The organism is Rhodoferax sp., assembly GCF_030646845.1.
Lineage (GTDB): Bacteria > Pseudomonadota > Gammaproteobacteria > Burkholderiales > Burkholderiaceae_C > Rhodoferax.
The window spans coordinates 1-21,425 of sequence record NZ_JAUSLE010000069.1 but is presented as its reverse complement, the minus strand read 5'-3'; the positions used below and the strand labels follow the sequence as shown (position 1 = coordinate 21,425).

At 60.6% G+C, this 21,425-nt stretch carries 19 protein-coding genes; 10 read left to right on the top strand and 9 right to left on the bottom strand.

Annotated elements, in window-relative coordinates:
• Position 1: 1 nt before the first annotated feature.
• Both Q7T10_RS17165 and Q7T10_RS17160 read right to left on the bottom strand, forming a co-directional pair.
• Positions 2-1,873, bottom strand: a complete 1,872-nt coding sequence (locus Q7T10_RS17165) for a feruloyl-CoA synthase (protein ID WP_304750578.1) — start codon at positions 1,871-1,873, stop codon at positions 2-4.
• Between the two features lie 5 nt (positions 1,874-1,878).
• Complete coding sequence (locus Q7T10_RS17160) at positions 1,879-2,664, bottom strand: crotonase/enoyl-CoA hydratase family protein (protein WP_304750576.1); 786 nt, start codon at positions 2,662-2,664, stop codon at positions 1,879-1,881.
• Between the two features lie 141 nt (positions 2,665-2,805).
• Here Q7T10_RS17160 and Q7T10_RS17155 point away from each other — a divergent pair, with 141 nt between their 5' ends.
• Both Q7T10_RS17155 and Q7T10_RS17150 read left to right on the top strand, forming a co-directional pair.
• The gene (locus Q7T10_RS17155) at positions 2,806-3,669 is read left to right on the top strand and encodes an amidohydrolase family protein (protein WP_304750574.1); all 864 of its coding nucleotides are present in this window, start codon (positions 2,806-2,808) and stop codon (positions 3,667-3,669) included.
• A 93-nt stretch (positions 3,670-3,762) separates the two neighbouring features.
• A complete protein-coding gene (locus tag Q7T10_RS17150) occupies positions 3,763-4,050 on the top strand; it encodes a late competence development ComFB family protein (RefSeq protein ID WP_304750573.1) in 288 nt (95 codons plus the stop codon).
• A 23-nt stretch (positions 4,051-4,073) separates the two neighbouring features.
• Here Q7T10_RS17150 and Q7T10_RS17145 read toward each other — a convergent pair whose 3' ends face one another.
• A complete protein-coding gene (locus Q7T10_RS17145) occupies positions 4,074-5,198 on the bottom strand; it encodes a 5-methyltetrahydropteroyltriglutamate--homocysteine S-methyltransferase (protein WP_304750571.1) in 1,125 nt (374 codons plus the stop codon).
• A gap of 290 nt (positions 5,199-5,488) precedes the next feature.
• Here Q7T10_RS17145 and Q7T10_RS17140 point away from each other — a divergent pair, with 290 nt between their 5' ends.
• From Q7T10_RS17140 to Q7T10_RS17110, 7 genes are all read left to right on the top strand, one after another.
• Positions 5,489-6,661 carry an ABC transporter substrate-binding protein gene (locus tag Q7T10_RS17140; RefSeq protein WP_304750569.1) on the top strand — a complete coding sequence of 391 codons (1,173 nt, stop codon included), beginning with the start codon at positions 5,489-5,491 and terminating at the stop codon, positions 6,659-6,661.
• Between the two features lie 87 nt (positions 6,662-6,748).
• Entirely contained in the window at positions 6,749-7,624 is an 876-nt protein-coding gene (locus tag Q7T10_RS17135; protein ID WP_304750567.1) for a branched-chain amino acid ABC transporter permease, read from the top strand.
• Positions 7,621-8,589 carry a branched-chain amino acid ABC transporter permease gene (locus tag Q7T10_RS17130; RefSeq protein ID WP_304750566.1) on the top strand — a complete coding sequence of 323 codons (969 nt, stop codon included), beginning with the start codon at positions 7,621-7,623 and terminating at the stop codon, positions 8,587-8,589. Before Q7T10_RS17135 ends, Q7T10_RS17130 begins: the two co-directional genes overlap by 4 nt.
• Positions 8,586-9,374 carry an ABC transporter ATP-binding protein gene (locus tag Q7T10_RS17125; protein ID WP_304750565.1) on the top strand — a complete coding sequence of 263 codons (789 nt, stop codon included), beginning with the start codon at positions 8,586-8,588 and terminating at the stop codon, positions 9,372-9,374. Before Q7T10_RS17130 ends, Q7T10_RS17125 begins: the two co-directional genes overlap by 4 nt.
• Positions 9,367-10,092 (top strand): ABC transporter ATP-binding protein, encoded by a 726-nt coding sequence (locus Q7T10_RS17120; RefSeq protein ID WP_304750563.1) that lies wholly within the window; start codon positions 9,367-9,369, stop codon positions 10,090-10,092. Before Q7T10_RS17125 ends, Q7T10_RS17120 begins: the two co-directional genes overlap by 8 nt.
• Before the next feature lie 93 nt (positions 10,093-10,185).
• Entirely contained in the window at positions 10,186-11,163 is a 978-nt protein-coding gene (locus tag Q7T10_RS17115) for a tripartite tricarboxylate transporter substrate binding protein (RefSeq protein WP_304750562.1), read from the top strand.
• Positions 11,164-11,209: 46 nt separating this feature from the next.
• A complete protein-coding gene (locus Q7T10_RS17110) occupies positions 11,210-12,115 on the top strand; it encodes an NAD(P)-dependent oxidoreductase (protein WP_304750561.1) in 906 nt (301 codons plus the stop codon).
• 15 nt (positions 12,116-12,130) lie between these two features.
• Here Q7T10_RS17110 and Q7T10_RS17105 read toward each other — a convergent pair whose 3' ends face one another.
• The 6 genes from Q7T10_RS17105 to Q7T10_RS17080 all read right to left on the bottom strand — a co-directional run bounded on the left by Q7T10_RS17105 (position 12,131) and on the right by Q7T10_RS17080 (position 19,423).
• A complete protein-coding gene (locus tag Q7T10_RS17105; protein WP_304750559.1) occupies positions 12,131-12,958 on the bottom strand; it encodes an SDR family NAD(P)-dependent oxidoreductase in 828 nt (275 codons plus the stop codon).
• A 29-nt stretch (positions 12,959-12,987) separates the two neighbouring features.
• Positions 12,988-13,143, bottom strand: coding sequence for a hypothetical protein (locus Q7T10_RS17100; protein WP_304750557.1), 156 nt, complete (start codon positions 13,141-13,143; stop codon positions 12,988-12,990).
• Positions 13,144-13,156: 13 nt separating this feature from the next.
• Positions 13,157-14,695, bottom strand: a complete 1,539-nt coding sequence (locus Q7T10_RS17095) for a SpoVR family protein (protein ID WP_304750556.1) — start codon at positions 14,693-14,695, stop codon at positions 13,157-13,159.
• 7 nt (positions 14,696-14,702) lie between these two features.
• The gene (locus Q7T10_RS17090) at positions 14,703-15,971 is read right to left on the bottom strand and encodes a YeaH/YhbH family protein (protein ID WP_304750554.1); all 1,269 of its coding nucleotides are present in this window, start codon (positions 15,969-15,971) and stop codon (positions 14,703-14,705) included.
• A gap of 33 nt (positions 15,972-16,004) precedes the next feature.
• Positions 16,005-17,927 carry a PrkA family serine protein kinase gene (locus Q7T10_RS17085; RefSeq protein WP_304750553.1) on the bottom strand — a complete coding sequence of 641 codons (1,923 nt, stop codon included), beginning with the start codon at positions 17,925-17,927 and terminating at the stop codon, positions 16,005-16,007.
• Positions 17,928-18,145: 218 nt separating this feature from the next.
• Positions 18,146-19,423, bottom strand: coding sequence for an O-acetylhomoserine aminocarboxypropyltransferase/cysteine synthase family protein (locus Q7T10_RS17080; protein WP_304750551.1), 1,278 nt, complete (start codon positions 19,421-19,423; stop codon positions 18,146-18,148).
• 162 nt (positions 19,424-19,585) lie between these two features.
• Between Q7T10_RS17080 and Q7T10_RS17075 the strand changes: the two genes are divergently transcribed.
• Positions 19,586-20,956 carry a TrpB-like pyridoxal phosphate-dependent enzyme gene (locus Q7T10_RS17075; RefSeq protein ID WP_304750549.1) on the top strand — a complete coding sequence of 457 codons (1,371 nt, stop codon included), beginning with the start codon at positions 19,586-19,588 and terminating at the stop codon, positions 20,954-20,956.
• The last annotated feature ends 469 nt before the right edge of the window (positions 20,957-21,425 follow it).

Sequence of the window (21,425 nt, the reverse complement as noted above, 5' to 3'; positions counted from 1 at the left end):
CTCAGACTTGCGGTTTGATGATGTTGGGGGCCGTGTCGTCGTGCAAGGCCTGCACCAGGGCATCCCGGTGCTTGAGCACGGCACGCTGATTGATCGAGCCCTTGTCGGTCAGCTCGCCCCTGTCGATGGACGGCGGCTCAGCCAGCAGCAGGGCGCGCGCGATGCGGGAAGCGCTGCCAGTGGCCTCGCGCGCCAGCTGGTTGATGATCGCCTGCATGCGCAGGCGCACCGGCGCGCTGGCCAGAACCGCCTCCCAAGGGGCATCGGCCCCCAGACCGCTGACTTCACGGCAGGCCGGCGAGGGGAAGATCAGCGCGCCGACTTCCTTCATGTTAAGGCCGGTGAGAACGGCGTCCTGGACATACGGCGCACCGGTCACAATGATCTTGGCGCGCATCGGCCCGACGCTGACGAATGTGCCTGTTGAGAGTTTGAAGTCTTCCGCGATGCGGCCGTCGAACTTGAGGCCGCGGTGAATATCATTCGGGTCGATCCATTGCACAGCGTCGCCGGTGCAGAGATAGCCTTCCTCGTCGAAGGCGTCGCGCGTGGCCTGCTCGGAGCGCCAGTAGCCCGGCGTGACGTTGGGGCCGCGGTAGCGCACCTCGGTCTTGCCATCCACATCCACCAGCTTGAGCGTCATGCCGGGCACTGGCACGCCGATATCGCCGGCCTTCACGTTCGGACTGTTGACAAACATGGCGGACGGGGCGGATTCGGTCATGCCCAGGCCGGTGCCCATGACGATGCGCTCGCCGATTTCCGCCTCGGCCGTTGCATGCAGGCTGTCCCATACCGGCTGCGCCAGGCCGGCGCCGGAGTAGAAGAACATGCGCACGCGCGACAGCAGCATGCGGCGCAGTTCGGCGTCGGTCTTCATGGCTTCGGCGATCATCTCGAAGCCGGTAGGCACATTGAAGTAGATGGTCGGCGCGATCTCGCGCAGGTTACGCAGCGTTTCGCCGATCAGGGCCGCGGTGGGCTTGCCGTCGTCGATGTAAAGCGTGCCGCCGTGTTGCAGCGTCAGGCCGACGTTGTGGTTGCCACCGAAGGTGTGGTTCCAGGGCAGCCAGTCCACGAACACCGGCGCCGACTCGGTCAGCACGGGCATGGACAGCGTGATCTGCTGCACGTTCGCGCACCACATGCGGTGGGTGTTGATCACCGGCTTGGGCATCTTGGTCGAGCCCGAGGTGAAGAGGAACTTGGCAATGGTGTCGGGCCGCACCGCGTGCATGGCGTCGTCGACCGCCGCGGTGGCCGTGGTGTTGCGTAGAAGGTCAAACGGCGTGGTCGCGCGATCCGCCAGCGTTCCCTGGGCAAGCACGACCTCCACATCGGTGCCGACTGTAGCCGCAATGGCCCGGCCGTAGCGTGCGCCGTCGGCGGCAAACACCAGGCCCGGGGTCAGCGTGTCCAGCACATGGCGCAGCTTGTCATAGTCCTGGCTCACGGTGGCATAGGCGGGCGAAACCGGGCAGTAGGGCACACCGGCGTAGAGGCAACCCAGCGACATCAGCGCATGCTCCAGCGTGTTCTCGCTCAGGATCACCACCGGACGCTCGGCTGTCAGCTTGCGGTCCAGTAGGGCCTGCCCGATGCGGCGCGCCGCCTCAAGCGCCTGGGCGTAGCTGATGTGCTGCCAGTCGCCCGTGCGGGCGTCGCCCAACTGGTCGCGGCGAGCCATGAAGGTGCGGTCGGGCTCGGTCTCGGCCCAGTGCACCAGGAAGTCGCTCAGGCGCCGGGCGTAGGCGCCCAGCGGCAACTCGGCCTGCACATAGCGCACGCCGGTGGCGCCGCCGCGTACGCTGACGCGTGTGACGCCGAAACTCACAGGGCGGTAGCGCGGCGTGATGGTGCTGGTATCGCTCATGGGGCTCAGCCTTTGCTGACCTTGGCGGCCTTGCCATCGAGGAAGGCCTTCACCCGTGACTTGGCTTCCGGCGCGCTCTGCGCAATAGCCGCCATCATGGATTCGGTGAACAGACCGTGGTCAGCGGGTTGCTCTGCAATGCGGGGCAGGGCGTGCATCAGCGCATAGTTGGTGAGGGGCGCATTCTGCGTCACGCGCACGGCCAGCTCAAACGCCTTCTCGAACGCCTGCCCCTGGGGCACCAGATATTGCGCCAGCCCGATGCGTTCGCCATCTTGGGCGTTGTAGACGCGACCGGTGAGCATCATGTCGGTCATGCGGGCAACGCCAATCAACTTGGGGATGCGCACCGAGCCACCGCCGCCGACAAAAATGCCGCGCGAGCCTTCCGGCAACGCATAAAAAGTGGAGTCGTCCGCCACGCGGATATGACAGGCGCTGGCGAGTTCCAGGCCGCCACCGACCACGGCGCCGTGCAGGGCTGCGATCACCGGCACCGGGCCAAACTGCACCCGCTCCAGTGCAGCGTGCCACATGCGGGAATGGTGCAGGCCCTGGCCGGCATCGCGTTCCGTCAGCTCGCTGAGATCCAGGCCGGCGCAAAAGTGCTCGCCTTCGCCGTCCAGAACCGCAGCGCGCACGGTGGCTGGCAAGCCATCGAACAGATTGCGCAGGGCCAGGACCAGTGCATCATTGATCGCGTTGCGCTTGGCCTTGCGGGTCAGGCGGATCACGGCGATTTCTTTATGCTCACCACGAAGTTCGAGGTGAATAATGTCTGTGTTTTTCATGGGCAATGGCTGGTGTTCTGGAAAAATTTGATTTTTCGGATGGAATCGATTATGGTTATAAAATATAACCAATTCAAGCGCATTTTTGATTATTTATCTCAGTGTTTACCCTAGACGCCCAACGACTCACAGGAGACTTTCATGGACCATAAAAATCTCGTCGCCATCGACATCCACACCCACGCGGAGGTAAGTTGCTGGAACCCGTTTGACAGCTATGGCGAGGAGTACGACCGGGCAGCAGACAAGTACTTTCGCAACAGCCGCCGCCCCACCATCGCGGAGACCATTGCCTATTACCGCGAGCGCAAGATCGGCCTGGTGATGTTCACGGTGGACGCCGAGGCGCAAATGGGGCGCCGGCGAATCCCCAACGAAGAAATCGCCGAGGCGGCCAAGGCCAACTCGGACATGATGATGGCCTTTGCCAGCATCGATCCGCACAAAGGCAAGATGGGCGCGCGGGAGGCACGGCGCCTGATCGAAGAATTCGGTATCAAGGGTTTCAAGTTCCACCCCACCGTGCAGGGCTATCACCCCTACGACAAGATGGCCTGGCCCATCTACGAGGTGATCAATGAGTACAAGTTGCCGGCCATCTTTCATACCGGACACAGCGGCATTGGCAGCGGCATGCGCTGCGGCGGTGGCTTGCGTCTGGAGTACAGCAATCCCATGCATCTGGATGACGTGGCCATTGACTTCCCCGACATGCAGATTGTCATGGCCCACCCCAGCTTTCCGTGGCAGGACGAGGCCCTGAGCGTGGCCACGCACAAGCCCAATGTGTGGATTGACCTGAGTGGCTGGAGCCCCAAGTATTTTCCGAAGCAACTGGTGCAGTACGCCAATACGCTGCTCAAGGACCGCATCCTGTTCGGCAGTGACTACCCCCTGATCACGCCCGATCGCTGGATGAAGGATTTTGAGGACGCCGGCTTCAAGCCGGAGGTGATGCCCGGCATTCTGAAAGACAACGCAGTGAGGTTGCTGGGCTTGGGCTGAAAGCCAGTCACAATTTTCTTGTCAGTGGCCATTGGAACTGCTAAGGTTGCCTGCTGACCCATGGCCCGGTGGCGTTGTTTGTTGGAGTGTCAAATGGTTTTCAATTTCGAGCAGGTTCACAACTATTACGAACGTCTGGTGCTGGAGGACGTGGCCCGCATGTCTGCGGTACATCCGGATTTCACCCACGACATGCTCGCCGATGTAGCCTGCGTTGCATTGAACCGTCTACCGGCACGGTATGTCAGACATGATGTAGACATGATGTTCTACCTGACCGAGCATGAACGCCATGCCATTGAGCAATCGATGGCGGAAGCGCTGGCCTTCGCCTTTGCTTTTGTCGCGGAGCGCGTTGCCAAACGCAGTGCGGCGGCCTGACCGCCCGCCTTGTCTTCTGCAACTCAGGGATTACCCCAAACCTCCTGCGCCGTCTCAATCACGAGTCGCAGCTTGGCCCGTTGCGCTTCCACGGCAATGTCGTTGCCATGCACGGTGCTGCTGAAGCCGCACTGCGGTGAAAGCGCCAACTGCTCCAGCGGCGCGTAGCGGGCAGCCTCATCAATGCGGCGTTTCAGGTCGTCCTTGCTCTCCAGAGCGCCAAACTTGGTAGTGACCAGACCCAGCACGACAGTCTTGCCTTTGGGCAGGAAGCGCAGGGGTTTGAAGTCGCCGCTGCGGACGTCGTCGTACTCCATGAAGTAGGCATCCAGATCCATCTCCTTGAGCAGCGCCTCGGCCACCGGCTCGTAGTTGCCGCTGGCGGCGTGCGTGCTTTTGAAGTTGCCACGGCACAGGTGCATGGCCAGCAGCATGCCGGGCGGCTTTTGCGCCACCACCAGATTGATGAATTTGGCGTAACGGTGCGGCAGCTCGTTGGGGTCATCGCCACGCTGGCGCGCGGCTTCGCGCATTTTTTCGTCGCACAGGTAGGCCAGGTTGGTGTCGTCCATCTGCACATAGGTGCAGCCGGCCGCGGCCAGCGAGCGCAGCTCGTCGCCATAGGCGTTGGCCACGTCCTGGTAAAAATCGGGATCAAGCTCAGGGTAATGCTGTTTGCTGATGCCGGCTCGTCCGCCACGAAAGTGCAGCATGGTGGGCGAGGGGATGGTGACCTTGGGTGTATTGCCGGGGCTGACCTGGCTCTTGAGGTATTGAAAATCAGCCAGCTGGATGTCTTTGACGTGGCGCACCTTGTCGATCACGCGCATCACAGGCGGGGCCAGTTCCTGCGTACCATCGGGCCGGATGATGGTGACCGGGATGTCGGTTTTCACGCCACCGATCTGCTCCAGGAAGTCGATGTGAAAGTAAGTGCGGCGGAACTCGCCATCCGTGATGCTCTTCAGGCCGACGTCTTCCTGAAACTTGACGATCTCGGTGATGGCCTTGTCTTCCACCAGGCGCAGCTGCTCGGGGGTGATCTCGCCCCTGGCTTTTTGTTCGCGCGCATCCAGCAGGTATTTGGGGCGCAAAAAACTGCCGACATGGTCGTAGTGGGCGGGTAGCGTGACGATGGGCTGGGTCATGAAGGGCTCCGGAAAAGTTGATGCTGCAGGGCGGATGTTAGAACAAGTTATTGTCATGGCATTGAATTCATCAATTCTGAAAAGTGCCAGGTCTTGTCTCGACTTGCCAAGGCAGGATGATCAATGCTGGAAACGAGAAATACTTTTGGGACTTGCTGAAACCGGCACCGTTGAGTCTGGTTATTTCAAATTGTTATAACAAGCAGTCGGAAATCTCTATTGCGACGGGTTGCTTTTGCCGTCACAGTAGTGGAGAGTTCTGAATTCGATCACCCTCCAGGAGACATGACATGCAAAAACGACTATTCCTTCACGCCACAGCGCTTGCCATCGTTGCACTGGCTGCTACGAATTCAGTAGCACAAGACAACAAATTCAAAATTGGCCTGATCCTGCCCATGACCGGGCAGCAGGCAAGCACCGGTCGCCAGATTGAAGCGGCGGCCCGGCTCTACATGGCGCAAAACGGCGACACGGTCGCTGGCAAGAAGATCGAGCTGATCGTCAAGGACGACACCAGCATTCCAGACGTGACCAAACGCATGGCGCAAGAACTGGTGGTGAACGACAAGGTCAATGTGTTGGCCGGTTTTGGCATCACGCCTTCTGCCCTGGCCACCGCGCCGATTGCCACGCAGTCCAAAACCCCGATGGTAGTGATGGCGGCGGCTACAAGCAGCATCACACAAGCTTCTCCCTATATCGTTCGCACCAGCTTCACGCTGCCGCAGGCAGCGGTCGCAATGGGCGACTGGGCCCCCAAGAATGGCATCAAGAAAGTGGTGACGCTGGTCAGTGATTACGGCCCGGGCATTGACGCCGAGAAATACTTCAAGGAACGCTTCGTCTTCAATGGTGGTCAAGTCACCGAGTCCTTGCGCGTGCCGCTGCGTGGTCCGGACTTTGCCCCGTTCCTGCAAAAAGTGCGGGACGCCAAGCCCGACGCGCTGTTTGTGTTTGTGCCATCCGGCGCAGGGGCTGCGGTCATGAAGCAGTTTCTTGAGCGCGGCATGGACAAGGCGGGCATCAAACTGATCGGTACCGGCGACATCACCGACGACGATCAGTTGAACGACATGGGCGAGGGCGCCCTGGGTGTGGTGACTTCCCACCACTACGCTGCGGCGCATCCATCGGCCATGAACAAGAAGTTTGTGGAAGCCTTCGGCAAGGCAAACAGGGGCATGCGACCCAACTTCATGGCCGTTGGCGGCTATGACGGCATGCGCGTGATTTATGAAGCGCTGAAAATCACCAAAGGTGCAGGCGGTGGGGATGCCCTGCTGGCGGCCATGAAAGGCCAGATTTTCGAGAGCCCGCGCGGCCCGATGTTCATTGATGCACAAACGCGTGACGTGGTGCAGAACATCTATCTGCGCAAGGTTGAAAAGCTTAATGGCCAACTTCACAACGTGGAATTTGACGTGATCAAGGACGTCAAGGATCCGGGCAAAAACAAATAAGTCAGCGTCCCGCAGGGATTGCTTTTCAGTCACTGGCGTCCGGTCTTCGCAGACCGGGCGCCAGCTATGGCGTGAGCCAGAAGAACTATGTTGACCATTCTTTTTGACGGCATTGCCTACGGCATGTTGTTGTTCATTCTGGCCGTTGGCCTGGCGGTGACCATGGGCTTGATGAACTTCATCAACCTGGCGCATGGCGCGTTCGCCATGGTGGGCGGCTACATCACCGTGTTGCTGATGCAACGCCTGGACGTGCCCTTTCTGGTGTGCCTGCCGCTGGCGTTTCTCGGCTCTGCGTTATTGGGGGGCGTGCTGGAGCGCACGCTGTACCGTCCGCTGTACCACAAGCCCCACCTGGACCAGGTTCTGTTTTCCATTGGGTTGACCTTCATGGCGGTGGCCAGCGTCGATTACTTCATTGGCTCCAGCCAGCAGAATGTTCAGCTACCCGAATGGCTCAAGGGCCGTACCGAGCTGGGTGAAGGCGCCTGGATGCTGGGCATGGGGCATTACCGGCTGTTCATTATTGCGGTGTGCGCGGCGCTCACGGTGGCTCTGCAGTATGTACTCGCCAAGACCCGCTTCGGCAGCCGCTTGCGCGCCTCGGTGGACGATCAACGCGTGGCGGCCGGGTTGGGCATCAATGTGAACATGGTGTTCCTGGGCACCTTCGCAGTCGGTTCCGGTCTGGCCGGCCTGGGCGGTGCGCTCGGGGCCGAGGTATTGGGCCTGGACCCCAGCTTTCCATTGAAATTCATGATTTACTTCCTGATCGTGGTGGCGGTGGGCGGCACGTCTTCCATCACCGGTCCGCTGCTGGCGGCCCTGCTGCTGGGCATCGCCGATGTGGCGGGCAAGTACTACATCCCCAAGATGGGTGGCTTCATCGTATACGGCCTGATGATCGTGATTCTGGTCTGGCGCCCGCAAGGCCTGTTTGTGCGCCAGGGGGGCAAGTCATGACGGACTCGCAAAACCTTCTGCTCAAGAGTGGCCGCTGGAAGATCTGGGAGTACGCGTTGTGGTTGCTGGCGCTGGCCTCACCCTTTCTTCTGTCCAGCCATGCGCTGATCATCAATGAAATTGCCATCGTCGCTCTGTTCGCGCTGTCGCTGGATCTGATTCTGGGTTACACCGGCATTGTGTCGCTGGGGCACGCTGCATTCTTCGGCATGGGCGCCTATTCGGCGGCACTGTTTGCCAAGCTGGTGATGCCCGATCCGCTGCTGGGGCTGGTGGTGGGCGTGGCGACGGCTGGCATCCTGGGGGCGCTGTGCAGCGCCACCATCCTGCGCGGCACCGATCTCACCCGGCTCATGGTCACGCTCGGCGTCGGCCTGATTCTGATGGAGCTGGCCAACAAGCTGGACTGGCTCACGGGCGGCGCCGACGGGCTGCAGGGCGTGGTGATGGGGCCGCTGCTGGGCAAGTTTGAGTTTGATCTGAGCGGTCGTACCGCGGCCTGGTATTCACTGACCGTCCTGCTGCTGGTTTTTGTGCTGGCGCGCCGTTTTGTGAACTCGCCTTTTGGCGCCACGCTCAAGGCCATCCGCGACAACCGGTTGCGTGCCATGGCCATCGGCATTCCTGTCGCCAGTCGTCTGGCCGTCGTGTACACGGTGGCGGCCGCACTGGCGGGTGCCGCGGGTGCGTTGCTGGCGCAAACTACGGGTTTTGCGTCGCTGGATGTGTTCGAGTTTCACCGTTCGGCCGATGTGATGCTGATCCTGGTGATTGGTGGTGTGGGCTGGTTGTATGGTGGCGTGGCCGGTGCCATTGTGTTCAAGCTGATGCAGGATGCAATTTCCAGCATCACGCCGCAGTACTGGACCTTCTGGATCGGTCTGTTTTTAGTGGTGCTGGTACTGGTGGGGCGTGAACGTCTCATCCGCCCCTGGACCTGGGGAACTCGCGGGAGTAAATCATGAGCGGCGCCACTCATTCAGGCGCGGCAGACACCGTGCTGTCTGCGCAGGGACTGGTCATGCGCTTTGGCGGCATCACGGCCACCAACAACGTGACGCTCGACCTCAAAAAAGGCGCACGCCATGCCTTGATCGGCCCCAATGGGGCGGGCAAGACAACACTCATAAACCTGCTGACCGGCGTGCTGCAGCCCACTTCCGGGTCAATCATTCTGGAAGGGCAGGACATCACGGAGCTGGCTCCCTACCAGCGGGTACGCCGCGGTATGGTGCGCACCTTCCAGATCAACCAGTTGTTTGACACGCTCACGCCGCTGGAGACGCTGGCGATGACGGTGTCACAGCATCAGGGACTGGGCGGTAAATGGTGGCAGGCCCTGGGCGCACGCAAGGGCGTGACCGAACGTTGCGAGCAGTTGCTGGAGCAGTTTCACCTGACCGCGGTCATGTCGCAGGAAACCCGTGTGCTGGCCTATGGCAAGCGCCGTCTGCTGGAAATCGCGATTGCCCTGGCCTGCGAGCCGCGCGTGTTGCTGCTGGACGAGCCCGTGGCTGGTGTGCCGGCGGGCGAGCGCGAAGAGCTGCTGCAAACAGTGGCGGCACTGCCGGCCGATGTGTCGATCTTGCTGATTGAGCACGACATGGACCTGGTGTTCAGTTTTGCCAAACGCATGACCGTGCTGGTCAACGGCACCGTTTTGACGGAAGGCGACCCGGACACGATCGCCAACGACCCTCGGGTCAAGGCGGTGTATCTGGGCCACGGTGACGAGATTTCAAATGTCTGATTTGCTTAAAGTACAAACCTTGAGCGCCGGCTACGGTGAGGCCGTGGTGCTGCATGACGTGTCGCTCTCGCTCGATGAAGGCAAGACCCTGGCCTTGCTCGGGCGCAACGGCACCGGCAAGACCACATTGATCAACACACTGGCCGGTGCCACGCGCCAGCATGGCGGCAGCATCACGCTGGGTGGCGTGGCGCTGCACAAGCTGCCGTCGCATGAGCGGGCGGCGGCGGGCATAGGCTGGGTGCCGCAGGAGCGCAATATTTTCAAGTCGCTCACCGTGCATGAAAACCTCACGGCCGTGGCGCGACCGGCCAGGAAAGGCCGCACATCGAGTCCCTGGACCCCTGAGCGCGTGTACGAGTTGTTTCCAAGGCTGGCCGAGCGCAAGACCAACCTGGGTACGCAACTGTCCGGCGGTGAACAGCAGATGCTGGCCCTGGGCCGCGCCCTCGTGTTGAACCCGACCTTGCTGTTGCTGGACGAACCCTGCGAGGGGCTGGCCCCGATCATCGTGCAGGAGTTGCTGCGCGCCATTCGACGTATTACGCGCGAGGAGGGCCTCTCGGCCATCATCGTGGAACAACACCCTCAGGCGATTCTGGCGATCTCTGACACGGCGGCAGTGCTGGACCGTGGCACGGTGGTGTACTCCGGTACGGCCAGCAGCTTGCAGGATCAGCCCGCGCTGCTGGACAAACTGCTGGGTGTTGCGCGGTAGTTTTCCGGGTGCTCCTGAATTGATAGCGTATTAGGCTTATTCGACGGGGGCTAGAGGCCAATTTCTTCCATATTTATTTGCAGGGACCACACCATGAACATCAAGTCTTTCATAGCCAGCCTGGCTGTTGCCTTGCTGGCGGCCCACGCTGCCACGGCCCAGACCACAACGCCGGCGTTTCCCACCAAAGCCATCAGGATCGTGGTGCCCTTCGGCGCCGGTGGCGTGGCCGACCTGACCGCGCGCACCGTCGCACAAAAGCTCAGCGAATCGCTCGGGCAACCCGTGGTGATCGAAAACAAGCCCGGCGCGGGCGGTGTGGTGGCGGGGGACACGGTGGCCAAGGCGGAGCCTGATGGCCACACCTTGCTGCTGATGTCCAATGGCACGGCGGTCAGTGCCGGCCTGTTCAAGTCCCTGCCATTTGACCCCGTGCGCGATTTCGCCCCGGTGTCGACCCTGGGCTTTTTTGACATCGCCATCGTCGTCCCCGCCGATTCGAAATTCAAGACATTGGGCGAGTTGCTGGCCAATGCCCGGGCCAATCCCGGCAAGCTCAATGTGGGCAGCATCAACATCGGCAGCACGCAAAACCTGGCGGCTGAGCTGTTCAAGAGCAGCTCCGGTGCAGACGTGCAGATCGTGCCGTTCAACGGCACCCCGGCCGTGATCACCGCGTTGCGCGGTGGGCAGATCGACGCCGCTGTCGAAATCCTGGGCCCGGTCCTGCCGCAGATCAATGCCAAAGCCCTGCGCGCACTCGCCGTCACCGGTGACAAACGCGCGGCCATCCTGCCCGACGTGCCGACTGCGAAGGAAAGTGGCCTGCCTACCTACGTGGCGGCGAGCTGGAACGCGCTGGCTGCCCCGGCCAAAACGCCGAAGGACGTGATCGCGCGCCTGAACAAGGAAGTGACCGCCGCTGTCAACGCCCCCGACGTGAAGAAGAAACTGCACGACCTGAACGTGGAGGCGCGCTCCAGCTCGCCTGAGCAGGCGTCCGAATTGCTGGCCAGCGAAATCAAGCGCTGGGGTGACGTGATCACCCGCGCCAAGATCCCGAAGCAATAGGCCTTCAACAACAAGCCGGCAGATCAACTCTCGAGAAGGGCGTGCAATGAAGCTGGAACACATCGGCATGGTGGGCTACGGCGAGGTGGGCAAGATCTTCGCCGCCGGGCTCAAGCCCAGCGTCACTGGCGTGAGCGCGTGGGACCTCAAGTTTGACGCCGCCGTTGCGTCGGCTGCGGTGCGTGACGCCGAGCTGGCCCATGCGGCCCAGGCTGGCGTGCAGGCATGTCTTTCGATGCAAGCCGTATGCGCGGGCGCGGACTTGGTGATCTCGGCCGTTACCGCCTCCAACACGCTGGCCGTGGCGCAGGCGGCAGCACCGCATATTCGCCCCGGCGCCATTTTTCTGGATCTCAATTCGGCATCCCCCGGCACCAAGCAACAGGCCGCGCAACTCATTGACGCGGCCGGTGCCCATTACGTGGAAGCGGGTGTCATGACCTCGGTGCCGCCCTACGGGATTCGGGTTCCCATGTTGCTGGGTGGTGCACAGGCGGAGGCGCTGGCAGACAAACTGCGCGGTTTTGGCATGGACACCAAGGCTGTTGCCACCGCGATCGGCGTGGCTTCAGCCATCAAGATGTCCCGCAGCGTGATGATCAAGGGGCTGGAGGCGCTGGTGATTGAGAGTTACACCACGGCCCGCGCCTATGGTGTGGAAGACCATGTGTTGCCCACCCTGGCCGAGACCTTTCCGTCCATCGACTGGGAGAAGACCGGCGCCTATTTTTTCAGCCGCGTGGCCCAGCATGGCAAGCGTCGCGCCGAGGAAATGCGGGAGGCGGCCAATACCGTGCGCGAGGCGGGTTTCGAGCCGTGGATGGCAACGGCGATCGCCGGGAAACACGACTGGGTGGCACAACAAAGCCGTGATGGTGTGTTTGACGATCTGCCAAAAGACGCCAGCTGGCAGCAGTATGCGGATCGCTTGCTCAGCAAAAGCCGGTTGTAACTTGTAGCTGCCCTGTCAGAGCTGGTCCAGCCCAAAAAGCTTTTGCATTTTTTGGTCCAGCATGCGCGTGGGCAGCCAGCGTTTGAGGAGCGGCAGTCGTGTGCTCTGGGCGCCTGTGCGGCAAACCGCCATGGGGTCGGCCTGCAGCAAATGGCTGGCAACCTCCCGGGCGAACGCATCGACCGGTGTCGCCCCCCGCTGTGAAGCCTTGGCGCGTCCCATGACAAAACGTGAAATGGGCGCGTAGAGCGAGCCTTGGGGCAGCTTGACCTGGGCCTCACCGGTGGCACCAAACTTGGAGGCAATGCCACCTGGCTGAATGGTGACGACGCGCACGCCCAGGGGTGCCAGCTCCATGCGCATCGCGTCCGACAAGGCATGCAAGGCCGCTTTGCTGGCGCAATAGACGCCTGCAAATGGCGTTGTCACGATACCGGAGATGCTGCCCATGTTGGCAATGCATGCACTGCCGCGTTTTCGCAGCAGTGGCAAGGCTGCCCGTGACAACGCCACTGGCGCAAACACATTGGTTTCAAACTGACGACGCAGGTCGTCTGGCTCAGCGTCCATGACCGCACCAAACTGGCCGTAGCCCGCGTTGTTGATCAGGATGTCGATGTGCTCCACCTCGCCTTGCAGGGCGGTCAGGGCGGCGGCAATGCTGGCGCTGTCATTGACGTCCAGTGCCAGCGTAAGCACGCCCAGCTTGGCCAGTGCCTGCAGCGATTCGATGCGGCGTGCCGTGGCGATCACGCGATGCCCGCGCCGATGAAACTCCTGGGCCAGAGCTTCCCCAATGCCGCTGGAGCAGCCCGTGATGAGGACTGTTTTCGGGTTTGTCATTTTCTCGCTAGCGCCTTTGTTGATTCTTCTCAATCTGCCTTCACGCGCCCCGATTGAATCACAGGTTTCCAGCGCTCGATCTCGCGCTGAATCAGCTTGCGGCCACCGTGGGTACATCGGGCAGCACCGCCAGCCGTTGCGGTACCGCGGTACGGAATGTGCAGCAGCGAGGTGCCGGTCTGCATCTTGACAGTCCCCTCAGGGGCCGGCTCCCGCGTGGCCGGTGCGCCTTTCGCGCATGCGCTCGGCAATCAGGGTGACCCGGCCGTCGTTGTCTTCGCTCTCCAGTCGCACCGTGAAACCCCACAGGTAGGCCACGTGCTCCAGCACCGCTTTGCTGGATTCATCCAGTGGCCGGCGCAGGTGGGCATAGTGGCGCAGGGTCAAGGACCGGTCGCCGCGCAGGTCCACGTTCCAGACCTGGATATTGGGTTCGCGACTGCCCAGGTTGTACTGGTCAGAGAGCTGGAGGCGCAAGGCCCGGTAGCCGCTGTCGTCATGAATCGCCTGTATCTGCAGCTTCTCGCGGGCGTCGTCGTCAAGCACCGAGAAGAAGCGGAACTCGCGCATCAGCTGGGGCGAGAGATACTGGGCGATGAAGCTCTCGTCCTTGAAGTTCTGCATGGCAAACTCAAAGGTCTCACGCCAGTCTGAGCCGGCGATGTCGGGAAACCACTCGCGGTCTTCAGCGCTGGGTTGTTCGCAGATGCGGCGAATGTCCCGCCACATGGCAAACCCCAGCGCGTAAGGGTTGATGCCTGAGTAGTGGGGGCTGTTGTAGGGCGGCTGGTACACCACATTGGTGTGCGACTGCAGGAACTCCAGCATGAAGCCGTCTGACAGCGCGCCCTCGTCATAGAGCGTGTTGAGCAGCGTGTAATGCCAGAAGCATGCCCAGCCTTCGTTCATGACCTGGGTTTGGCGCTGCGGGTAGAAGTACTGCCCGATCTTGCGCACAATGCGGATGACTTCCCGTTGCCAGGGCTCCAGCAAGGGCGCGTTCTTTTCAATGAAGTAGAGCAGGTTCTCTTCGGGTTCCGCCGGAAACCGTGTTTCGTGTTCAGCTTCACCCACCTCCATGTGGGGCGGCAGGGTTCGCCACAGGTCATTGACCTGGGCCTGGAGGTAGTCCGCGCGTTCTTTTTGCCGCAGCGCCTCTTTTGCCAACGAGAGCTTGGGCGAGCGCTTGAACCGGTCAACCCCCAGATTCAGCAGGGAATGGCAGGCATCCAGCAATCGCTCTACGCTCCTCACACCGTGCTGCTCTTCGCAGCGGGCGATGAACTGCTTGGCAAATACGAGGTAGTCGATGATGGCATCGGCGCTGGTCCACTGTTTGAACAGGTGGTTGCCCTTGAAGAAGGAGTTGTGGCCGTAGGCGGCATGGGCGATGACCAGTGCCTGCATGGGCAGGGTGTTCTCCTCCATCAGGTAGGCGATGCAGGGGCTGGAATTGATGACGATTTCGTAGGCCAGGCCCATCTGGCCGCGCTTGTAGCGGTTCTCCGTGGCCAGAAAATGCTTGCCGAAAGACCAGTGGTTGTAATACACCGGCATGCCAATGGAAGCGTAGGCGTCCATCATCTGCTCGGCACTGATGACTTCCAGCAGATGGGGATAGCAATCCAGCTGGTAGTCGGCGGCCACACGGCCGATGGCCTTGTCGTATTGCTCAAGCGCCAAAAAAGTCCACTCGGACCCGACCGGCAGGGGGGTAGCGGGTTTTTTTTGCGCCATGTTGAGCCTAGACCTGTCGTTTGAAGAGATCGCGAAACACGGGGTAGATATCGGCCACCGTGGCGATGCGGCGCATCGCAAAGTGATCGCCGTGGGCGGTTTCCAGTTTGGTGTACTCCTCCCACAGGTTCTGCGGTGGCCCTTCCGTGATCTCTATGTAGGCAAAGTACTGTGTGAGCGGCAGCAGCTTTTGTTCCAGCAGTTCGCGGCAACGTGGGGAGTCATCGTTCCAGTTGTCACCATCCGACGCTTGTGCCCCATAGATGTTCCACTGGCTGCTCGGATAGCGATCGGTGATGATTTTGTGCATGAGCTCCAGAGCGCTGGAGACGACGGTGCCGCCCGATTCACGCGACGTGAAGAATTCATCCTCATCGACCTCGCTGGCCACGGTATGGTGGCGGATGAACACGACATCGATGCGTTCGTAATTGCGGGTGAGAAAGAGATAGAGCAACATGAAGAACCGCTTGGCGATGTTCTTGCGGCTCTCGTCCATCGACCCCGAGACGTCGAGCAGGCAGAACATCACCGCCTGCGTGCTGGGCTGGGGCACCCGGATGCGGTTGGTGTAGCGCAGATCGAATGAATCCACGAACGGAACCTTGTCCATCTTGGCGTGCAGGCGGACAATCTCGCGGCGCAGGCGTTCCAGCTCGGGGTCATCGTCAGCCAGCTTGTTCTTTTTTTCATCCAGCTCGGCCATCAACGCGCGCAACTGGGCTGCATACGGGCCGCCCACCGCAATGCGTCGTCCTGCGGCCCCGCGCATGGTGCGCGCCAGGTTGATGTTGGTGGGCACGCCGCTCTGCGTGTAGCCAGCGCGCACCCGGCGGTACTGCTCGACATGGGCCAGATGCTGTTTGACGAGGTGCGGCAGGGCCAGCTCATCGAAGAAGATGTCCAGAAATTCATCTTTGGTCAGGGTGAAGAGGAACTCGTCCAGGCCCTCACCGTCCTGGCTGGCCTGTCCCTTGCCCTGTCCACCGGCTCCGCCCTGGGGCCGGTCGACCTGGTCGCCGCTGCTGAAGCGATCATTGCCGGGACGCACGGTCTCCCAGACGCCACCGCGCCCCTGTTCAAACTGGGGCTCTGCGATGTCTTTGCCGGGGATGCCAATCTTTTCGTCGTTCTCGATGTCGCGAATGCCGCGCTTGTTGATGGCGTCGGCGACGGCTTTGCGAATCTGCCCCTTGAAACGATCAATGAAGCGCCCGCGATTGACCGAGCTCTTGTGCTTGCTGTCGAACCGGCGGTCGATGATCCGCACCGTCATGTGAGGCTCCCGTTCAGTTCATCCGGCCCTGCCCTAGGATGACTTGCGCACCCGCAAGTACCACTCGCACAGCAGGCGCACCTGCTTCTCGGTATAGCCTTTGCTGATCATGCGGTTTACGAAATCCTTGTGCTTCTTCTGCTCGTCGCCGCTGGCCTTGGTGGTGAACGAAATAACCGGCAGCAATTCCTCGGTGTTGGAGAACATCTTTTTCTCGATGACGGCACGCAGCTTTTCGTAAGAGGTCCAGGCCGGGTTCTGGCCGTCGTTCTTGGCCCGGGCACGCAACACGAAGTTGACCACCTCATTGCGAAAGTCTTTCGGGTTGGAGATGCCGGCCGGTTTCTCGATCTTTTCGAGTTCGCTGTTGAGTGCGCCACGGTCCAGGATCTCGCCCGTGTTGGTGTCGCGGTATTCCTGATCCTGAATCCAGAAGTCGGCGTAGGTCACGTAACGGTCGAAGATGTTCTGGCCATACTCCGAGTAGCTCTCCAGGTAGGCGGTCTGGATTTCCTTGCCGATGAATTCGGCGTAACGGGGCGAGAGGTATTCCTTGAGGTAGCGCATGTACCGGTCGGCCACCTCGGCCGGATACTGCTCCTGCTCAATCTGCTGCTCCAGCACATACATCAGGTGCACCGGATTGGCCGCCACTTCGCGGTGGTCAAAGTTGAACACCCGGGAGAGAATCTTGAAGGCAAACCGGGTAGACAGCCCCGTCATGCCTTCATCGACGCCTGCGAAATCGCGGTACTCCTGGTAGCTCTTGGCCTTGGGGTCGGTATCCTTGAGGTTCTCGCCGTCATACACCCGCATCTTGGAGAAGATGCTGGAGTTTTCCGGCTCCTTCAAACGCGACAGCACGGAGAACTGCGCCATCATCTTGAGCGTGTCGGGTGCGCAAGGGGCCTTGGCCAGCGAGGAGTTGGCCAACAGTTTTTCGTAGATATGAATCTCGTCTGATACACGCAAGGAGTAGGGTACCTTGACGATGTAGATCCGGTCAAGAAACGCTTCGTTGTTGCGGTTGTTCTTGAAGCTCAGCCATTCAGCCTCGTTGGAGTGGGCCAGCACCATGCCGTCAAACGGAATCGCACCGAACCCTTCGGTGCCTTTGTAGTTGCCCTCCTGCGTTGCGGTCAGCAACGGATGCAGTACCTTGATGGGTGCCTTGAACATCTCCACGAATTCCAGCACACCACGATTGGCCAGGCACAGGCCACCCGAGTAGGAGTACGCGTCCGGGTCGCTTTGTGAATAGGTTTCCAGTTTGCGTATGTCAATCTTGCCCACCAGGGAGGAGATGTCCTGGTTGTTCTCGTCGCCCGGTTCGGTTTTGGACACCGCGATTTGCGAGAGGACGGACGGGCGCAGCTTGACCACCCGAAAACGAGTGATGTCGCCCCCAAACTCATGCAACCGTTTCACGGCCCAGGGACTCATGATGGTGCCGAGGTAGCGCCGCGGAATTCCGAAGTCGTCTTCCAGCAACTGGGCGTCTTCCATGGGGTTGAACAGGCCCAGGGGGGATTCGTGTACCGGCGAGCCCTTGATCGCATAAATCGGCACCATCTCAATCAGGTACTTGAGCTTTTCCGCCAGCGACGACTTGCCGCCACCGACCGGGCCGAGCAGGTACAGGATCTGTTTTTTTTCCTCCAGGCCCTGCGCGGCGTGCCGGAAGTAGGAGACGATTTGCTCAATGACTTCCTCCATGCCATAGAGGTCGCGAAAAGCGGGATAGCGCCTGAGCATCTTGTTGGCAAAAATGCGCGACAGCCGGGGTTCGCTGCGGGTGTCTATCAGTTCGGGTTCGCCAATGGCCATCAGCATTCGTTCGGCCACGCTGGCATAGGCGGCAGGATCACGCTTGCAGAGCTCCAGGTAATCCTGGATCGACATCTCCTCTTCCTGGGCGGCCACAAACCGCCCCTGATACCGCGCGAAGACATTCATGTTGACTCTCCTTTGATTGGTGCGTCTCACCGGGGTGAAACGATTTTTCTCAAACGGCTGGTCTTATGATTATTTTTCCGGATATTGGTTGCAGACAAATCTAAGATAAAAAAAAGCCCCGGTCAAGGGGCTTTCCGTAGTGCGGTTCAGTCACTGAGTTTGTTGCTTATCTGACTTGCCAAAATTGATCCTGCGCTGTATTGGACAGTCACACGAACTCAGACGGCGGCCAGCGCCTGGTCCAGATCTTCAATCAGATCGTCAATGTGTTCGATGCCGACGGACAGCCGCACCATGTCCGGTTTCACGCCCGCCTTCGCCAGCTCGGCCGGGTTGAGCTGGCGGTGCGTAGTGGACGCTGGATGGCAGGCCAGTGATTTGGCGTCGCCGATGTTGACCAGCCGGGTGAACAGCTTGAGCGCATCCTGAAAACGTGCACCGGCCTCCAGGCTGTCGCTGGCCTTGAGACCGAAACTGATGATGCCCGAGGCGCGGCCACTCAGGTATTTCTGCACCAGGCCATGGTCTGCATGGTCGGGCAGGCCGGCGTAGTTGACCCAGCCCACTTTGGCGTGGGACTGCAGATGTTTTGCCACACGCAGCGCGTTGTCACAAATGCGGTCCATGCGCAAGGCCAGCGTTTCAATGCCCTGCAGTATCTGGAATGCATTCATGGGGCTCAAGGCCGCGCCCATGTTGCGCAGGGGCACCACGCGGGCCCGCCCGATGTAGGCGGCGGCACCGAGTGCTTCGGTATAGACCACGCCGTGGTAACTCACATCGGGTTCGTTGAGGCGCTTGAAGCGTTCCTTGTGCTCCGCCCACGGGAACTTGCCGGAGTCAACAATGATGCCGCCAAGGGTGGTGCCGTGGCCGCCCAGGTATTTGGTCAGCGAGTGCACCACGATATCGGCGCCATGCTCGAACGGGCGGCACAGATACGGGCTTGCGACCGTGTTGTCCACAATCAGTGGCACGCCATGGGCATGGGCCACAGCGGCCAGCGCGGCCAGGTCCGTGATGTTGCCCATCGGGTTGCCAATGGTTTCGCAAAACACGGCCTTGGTGCGGGCATCAATCAACTTGGCAAAGGAGGCCGGGTCGCGGTAGTCTGCAAAGCGCACCTCAATGCCCATCTGCGGGAAGGTGTGGGCAAACAGGTTGTAAGTGCCGCCGTAGAGTGTGGACGCCGACACGATGTTGTCGCCCGCCTCGGTGATGGTTTGAATGGCATACGCAATGGCCGACATGCCCGAGGCCACAGCCAGTGCGCCCACGCCGCCCTCCATCGCCGCCACGCGGGCTTCCAGCACCGCGTTGGTGGGGTTCATGATGCGGCTGTAAATGTTGCCTGCCACTTTCAGGTCAAACAGATCAGCGCCATGCTGCGTGTTGTCAAACGCGTAGGCGACGGTCTGGTAAATCGGCACCGCCACGGCTTTGGTGGTGGGGTCAGGCGTGTAGCCACCATGCACGGCAATGGTTTCAATTTTCATGAGATGTTTCCCTGTTCAAAAGCGGCAATCTTAGATTGCCAACCTGCATGTTTCATAGACAGAGAATTCATATCTTCATATCTGTCCGTCATGCGCTCGTGCATACTGTGTGCCGCCGCTTTGGCATCCCCTCGTGCATTTCAATTTCACTCTGGAGCATTTATGAGCATGCAGACGAAGTATCTTTTGGAAGAAAACCAGATGCCACGGTTCTGGTACAACATTCAGGCGGACTTGCCCAAGGCAGCGCCCGCGGTGTTGCATCCGGGCACCTTGCAGCCGGTCGGCCCGGACGACCTGGCGCCGCTTTTCCCCATGGCTTTAATCATGCAAGAGGTGAGCCAGGAGCGCGAGATCGAGATTCCTGAGCCCGTGCGCGATGTGTATCGTCTGTGGCGGCCCGCGCCGTTGTTCCGTGCCCATCGACTTGAAAAGGCGCTCGGCACACCGGCCAAAATCTATTACAAATACGAAGGTGTCAGCCCCGCTGGCAGCCACAAGCCCAACACGGCTGTGCCGCAGGCCTTCTACAACAAGGAAGCCGGGGTCAAGCGGCTGGTCACTGAGACCGGTGCCGGGCAGTGGGGTACCTCGCTGGCGTTTGCCGGTTCGCTGTACGGTCTGGAGGTCGAAGTGTTCCAGGTGCGGGTCTCTTATGACCAGAAGCCTTACCGGCGCGCCGTCATGGAGACCTACGGTGCACGCTGTGTGGCGTCGCCCTCCAATGAGACAGCATTTGGGCGCTCGGTGCTGGCCAAGAACCCCAACCATCCCGGCAGTCTGGGCATTGCAATTTCCGAAGCAGTGGAGCTGGCTGTGCAGCGTGAAGACACCAAGTACGCACTGGGCTCGGTGCTGAATCACGTGCTGCTGCACCAGACCGTCATCGGGCAGGAGGCGATGGAGCAGATGAAGATGGCCGACGCCTGGCCGGATGTGGTCATTGGCTGCGCCGGTGGCGGCTCCAACTTTGCGGGCATTGCCTTCCCCTTCATCGGCCATGGTTTGCGGGGGGGCGAGAAGTCGCGCATTGTGGCGGTAGAGCCCGCCGCCTGTCCGTCACTCACGCGCGGCAAGTACGCCTATGATTTTGGCGACACCGCAGGCATGACGCCGCTCACCAAAATGCACACCCTGGGCAGCCAGTTCACACCGCCCGGTTTTCATGCCGGCGGCTTGCGCTACCACGGCATGGCGGCGCTGGTGTCGCACTGCAAGGAACTGGGCCTGATCGAAGCCGTGGCCTACAACCAGGTGGAGTGCTTTGAAGCCGGTGTGCTGTTTGCGCGCAACGAAGGCATCGTGCCCGCGCCTGAGGCCAACCACGCCGTCAAGGGCGCCATCGAAGAAGCCCTGCGCTGCAAGCGCGAGGGCAAAGCGGAGAACATCCTGTTCTGCCTGTCCGGCCATGGCCACTTCGACATGACCTCCTACCAAAAATATTTTGCAGGGGAACTGTCCGACGAAAGCTATGACGAACGTGAACTGGCCATGGCCCTGGAAGGGCTGCCGAGCGTGCCGGAACCGGCCTGATGGATGAATTGCCGGGCGCTGGTCGCCCGGCAATTCATCGAGGGGTTGGCAAGGATGGGCGTCGATGAAGGGGAAACTGGGCAGGGCTTGAATGCCTCTGATGCAGCGGGAGCGGCCTTTCGAAACGCACCCCAAATTTAGAAATCAGCTTGTTTGAAGCCTAGAATCGATTTCAAAATATCTGCGGGGTTTATCGGACGTTTTACACTTGTATAAAAACCCAATAAAACTGCGCAAACCAAGGCTACAAGCCACTCTCAGGAGGATTTCATGACCAGTTTATCCCGCGATGCCCAGATTATTCCGCAGATTTTGCGGTATACATTAAGTTGAACTAAACCGCTGACGCGGTGGTTGGTCCTCACAGGCCGCCACCGCGTTTTTTGTTGGTGGGTGGCTTGCATTTGAGGCGAGGCAGGAGAAGCCTTCGAACTGGGGAATGTTCCCCGGCTTTGAAGGAATTACCTCA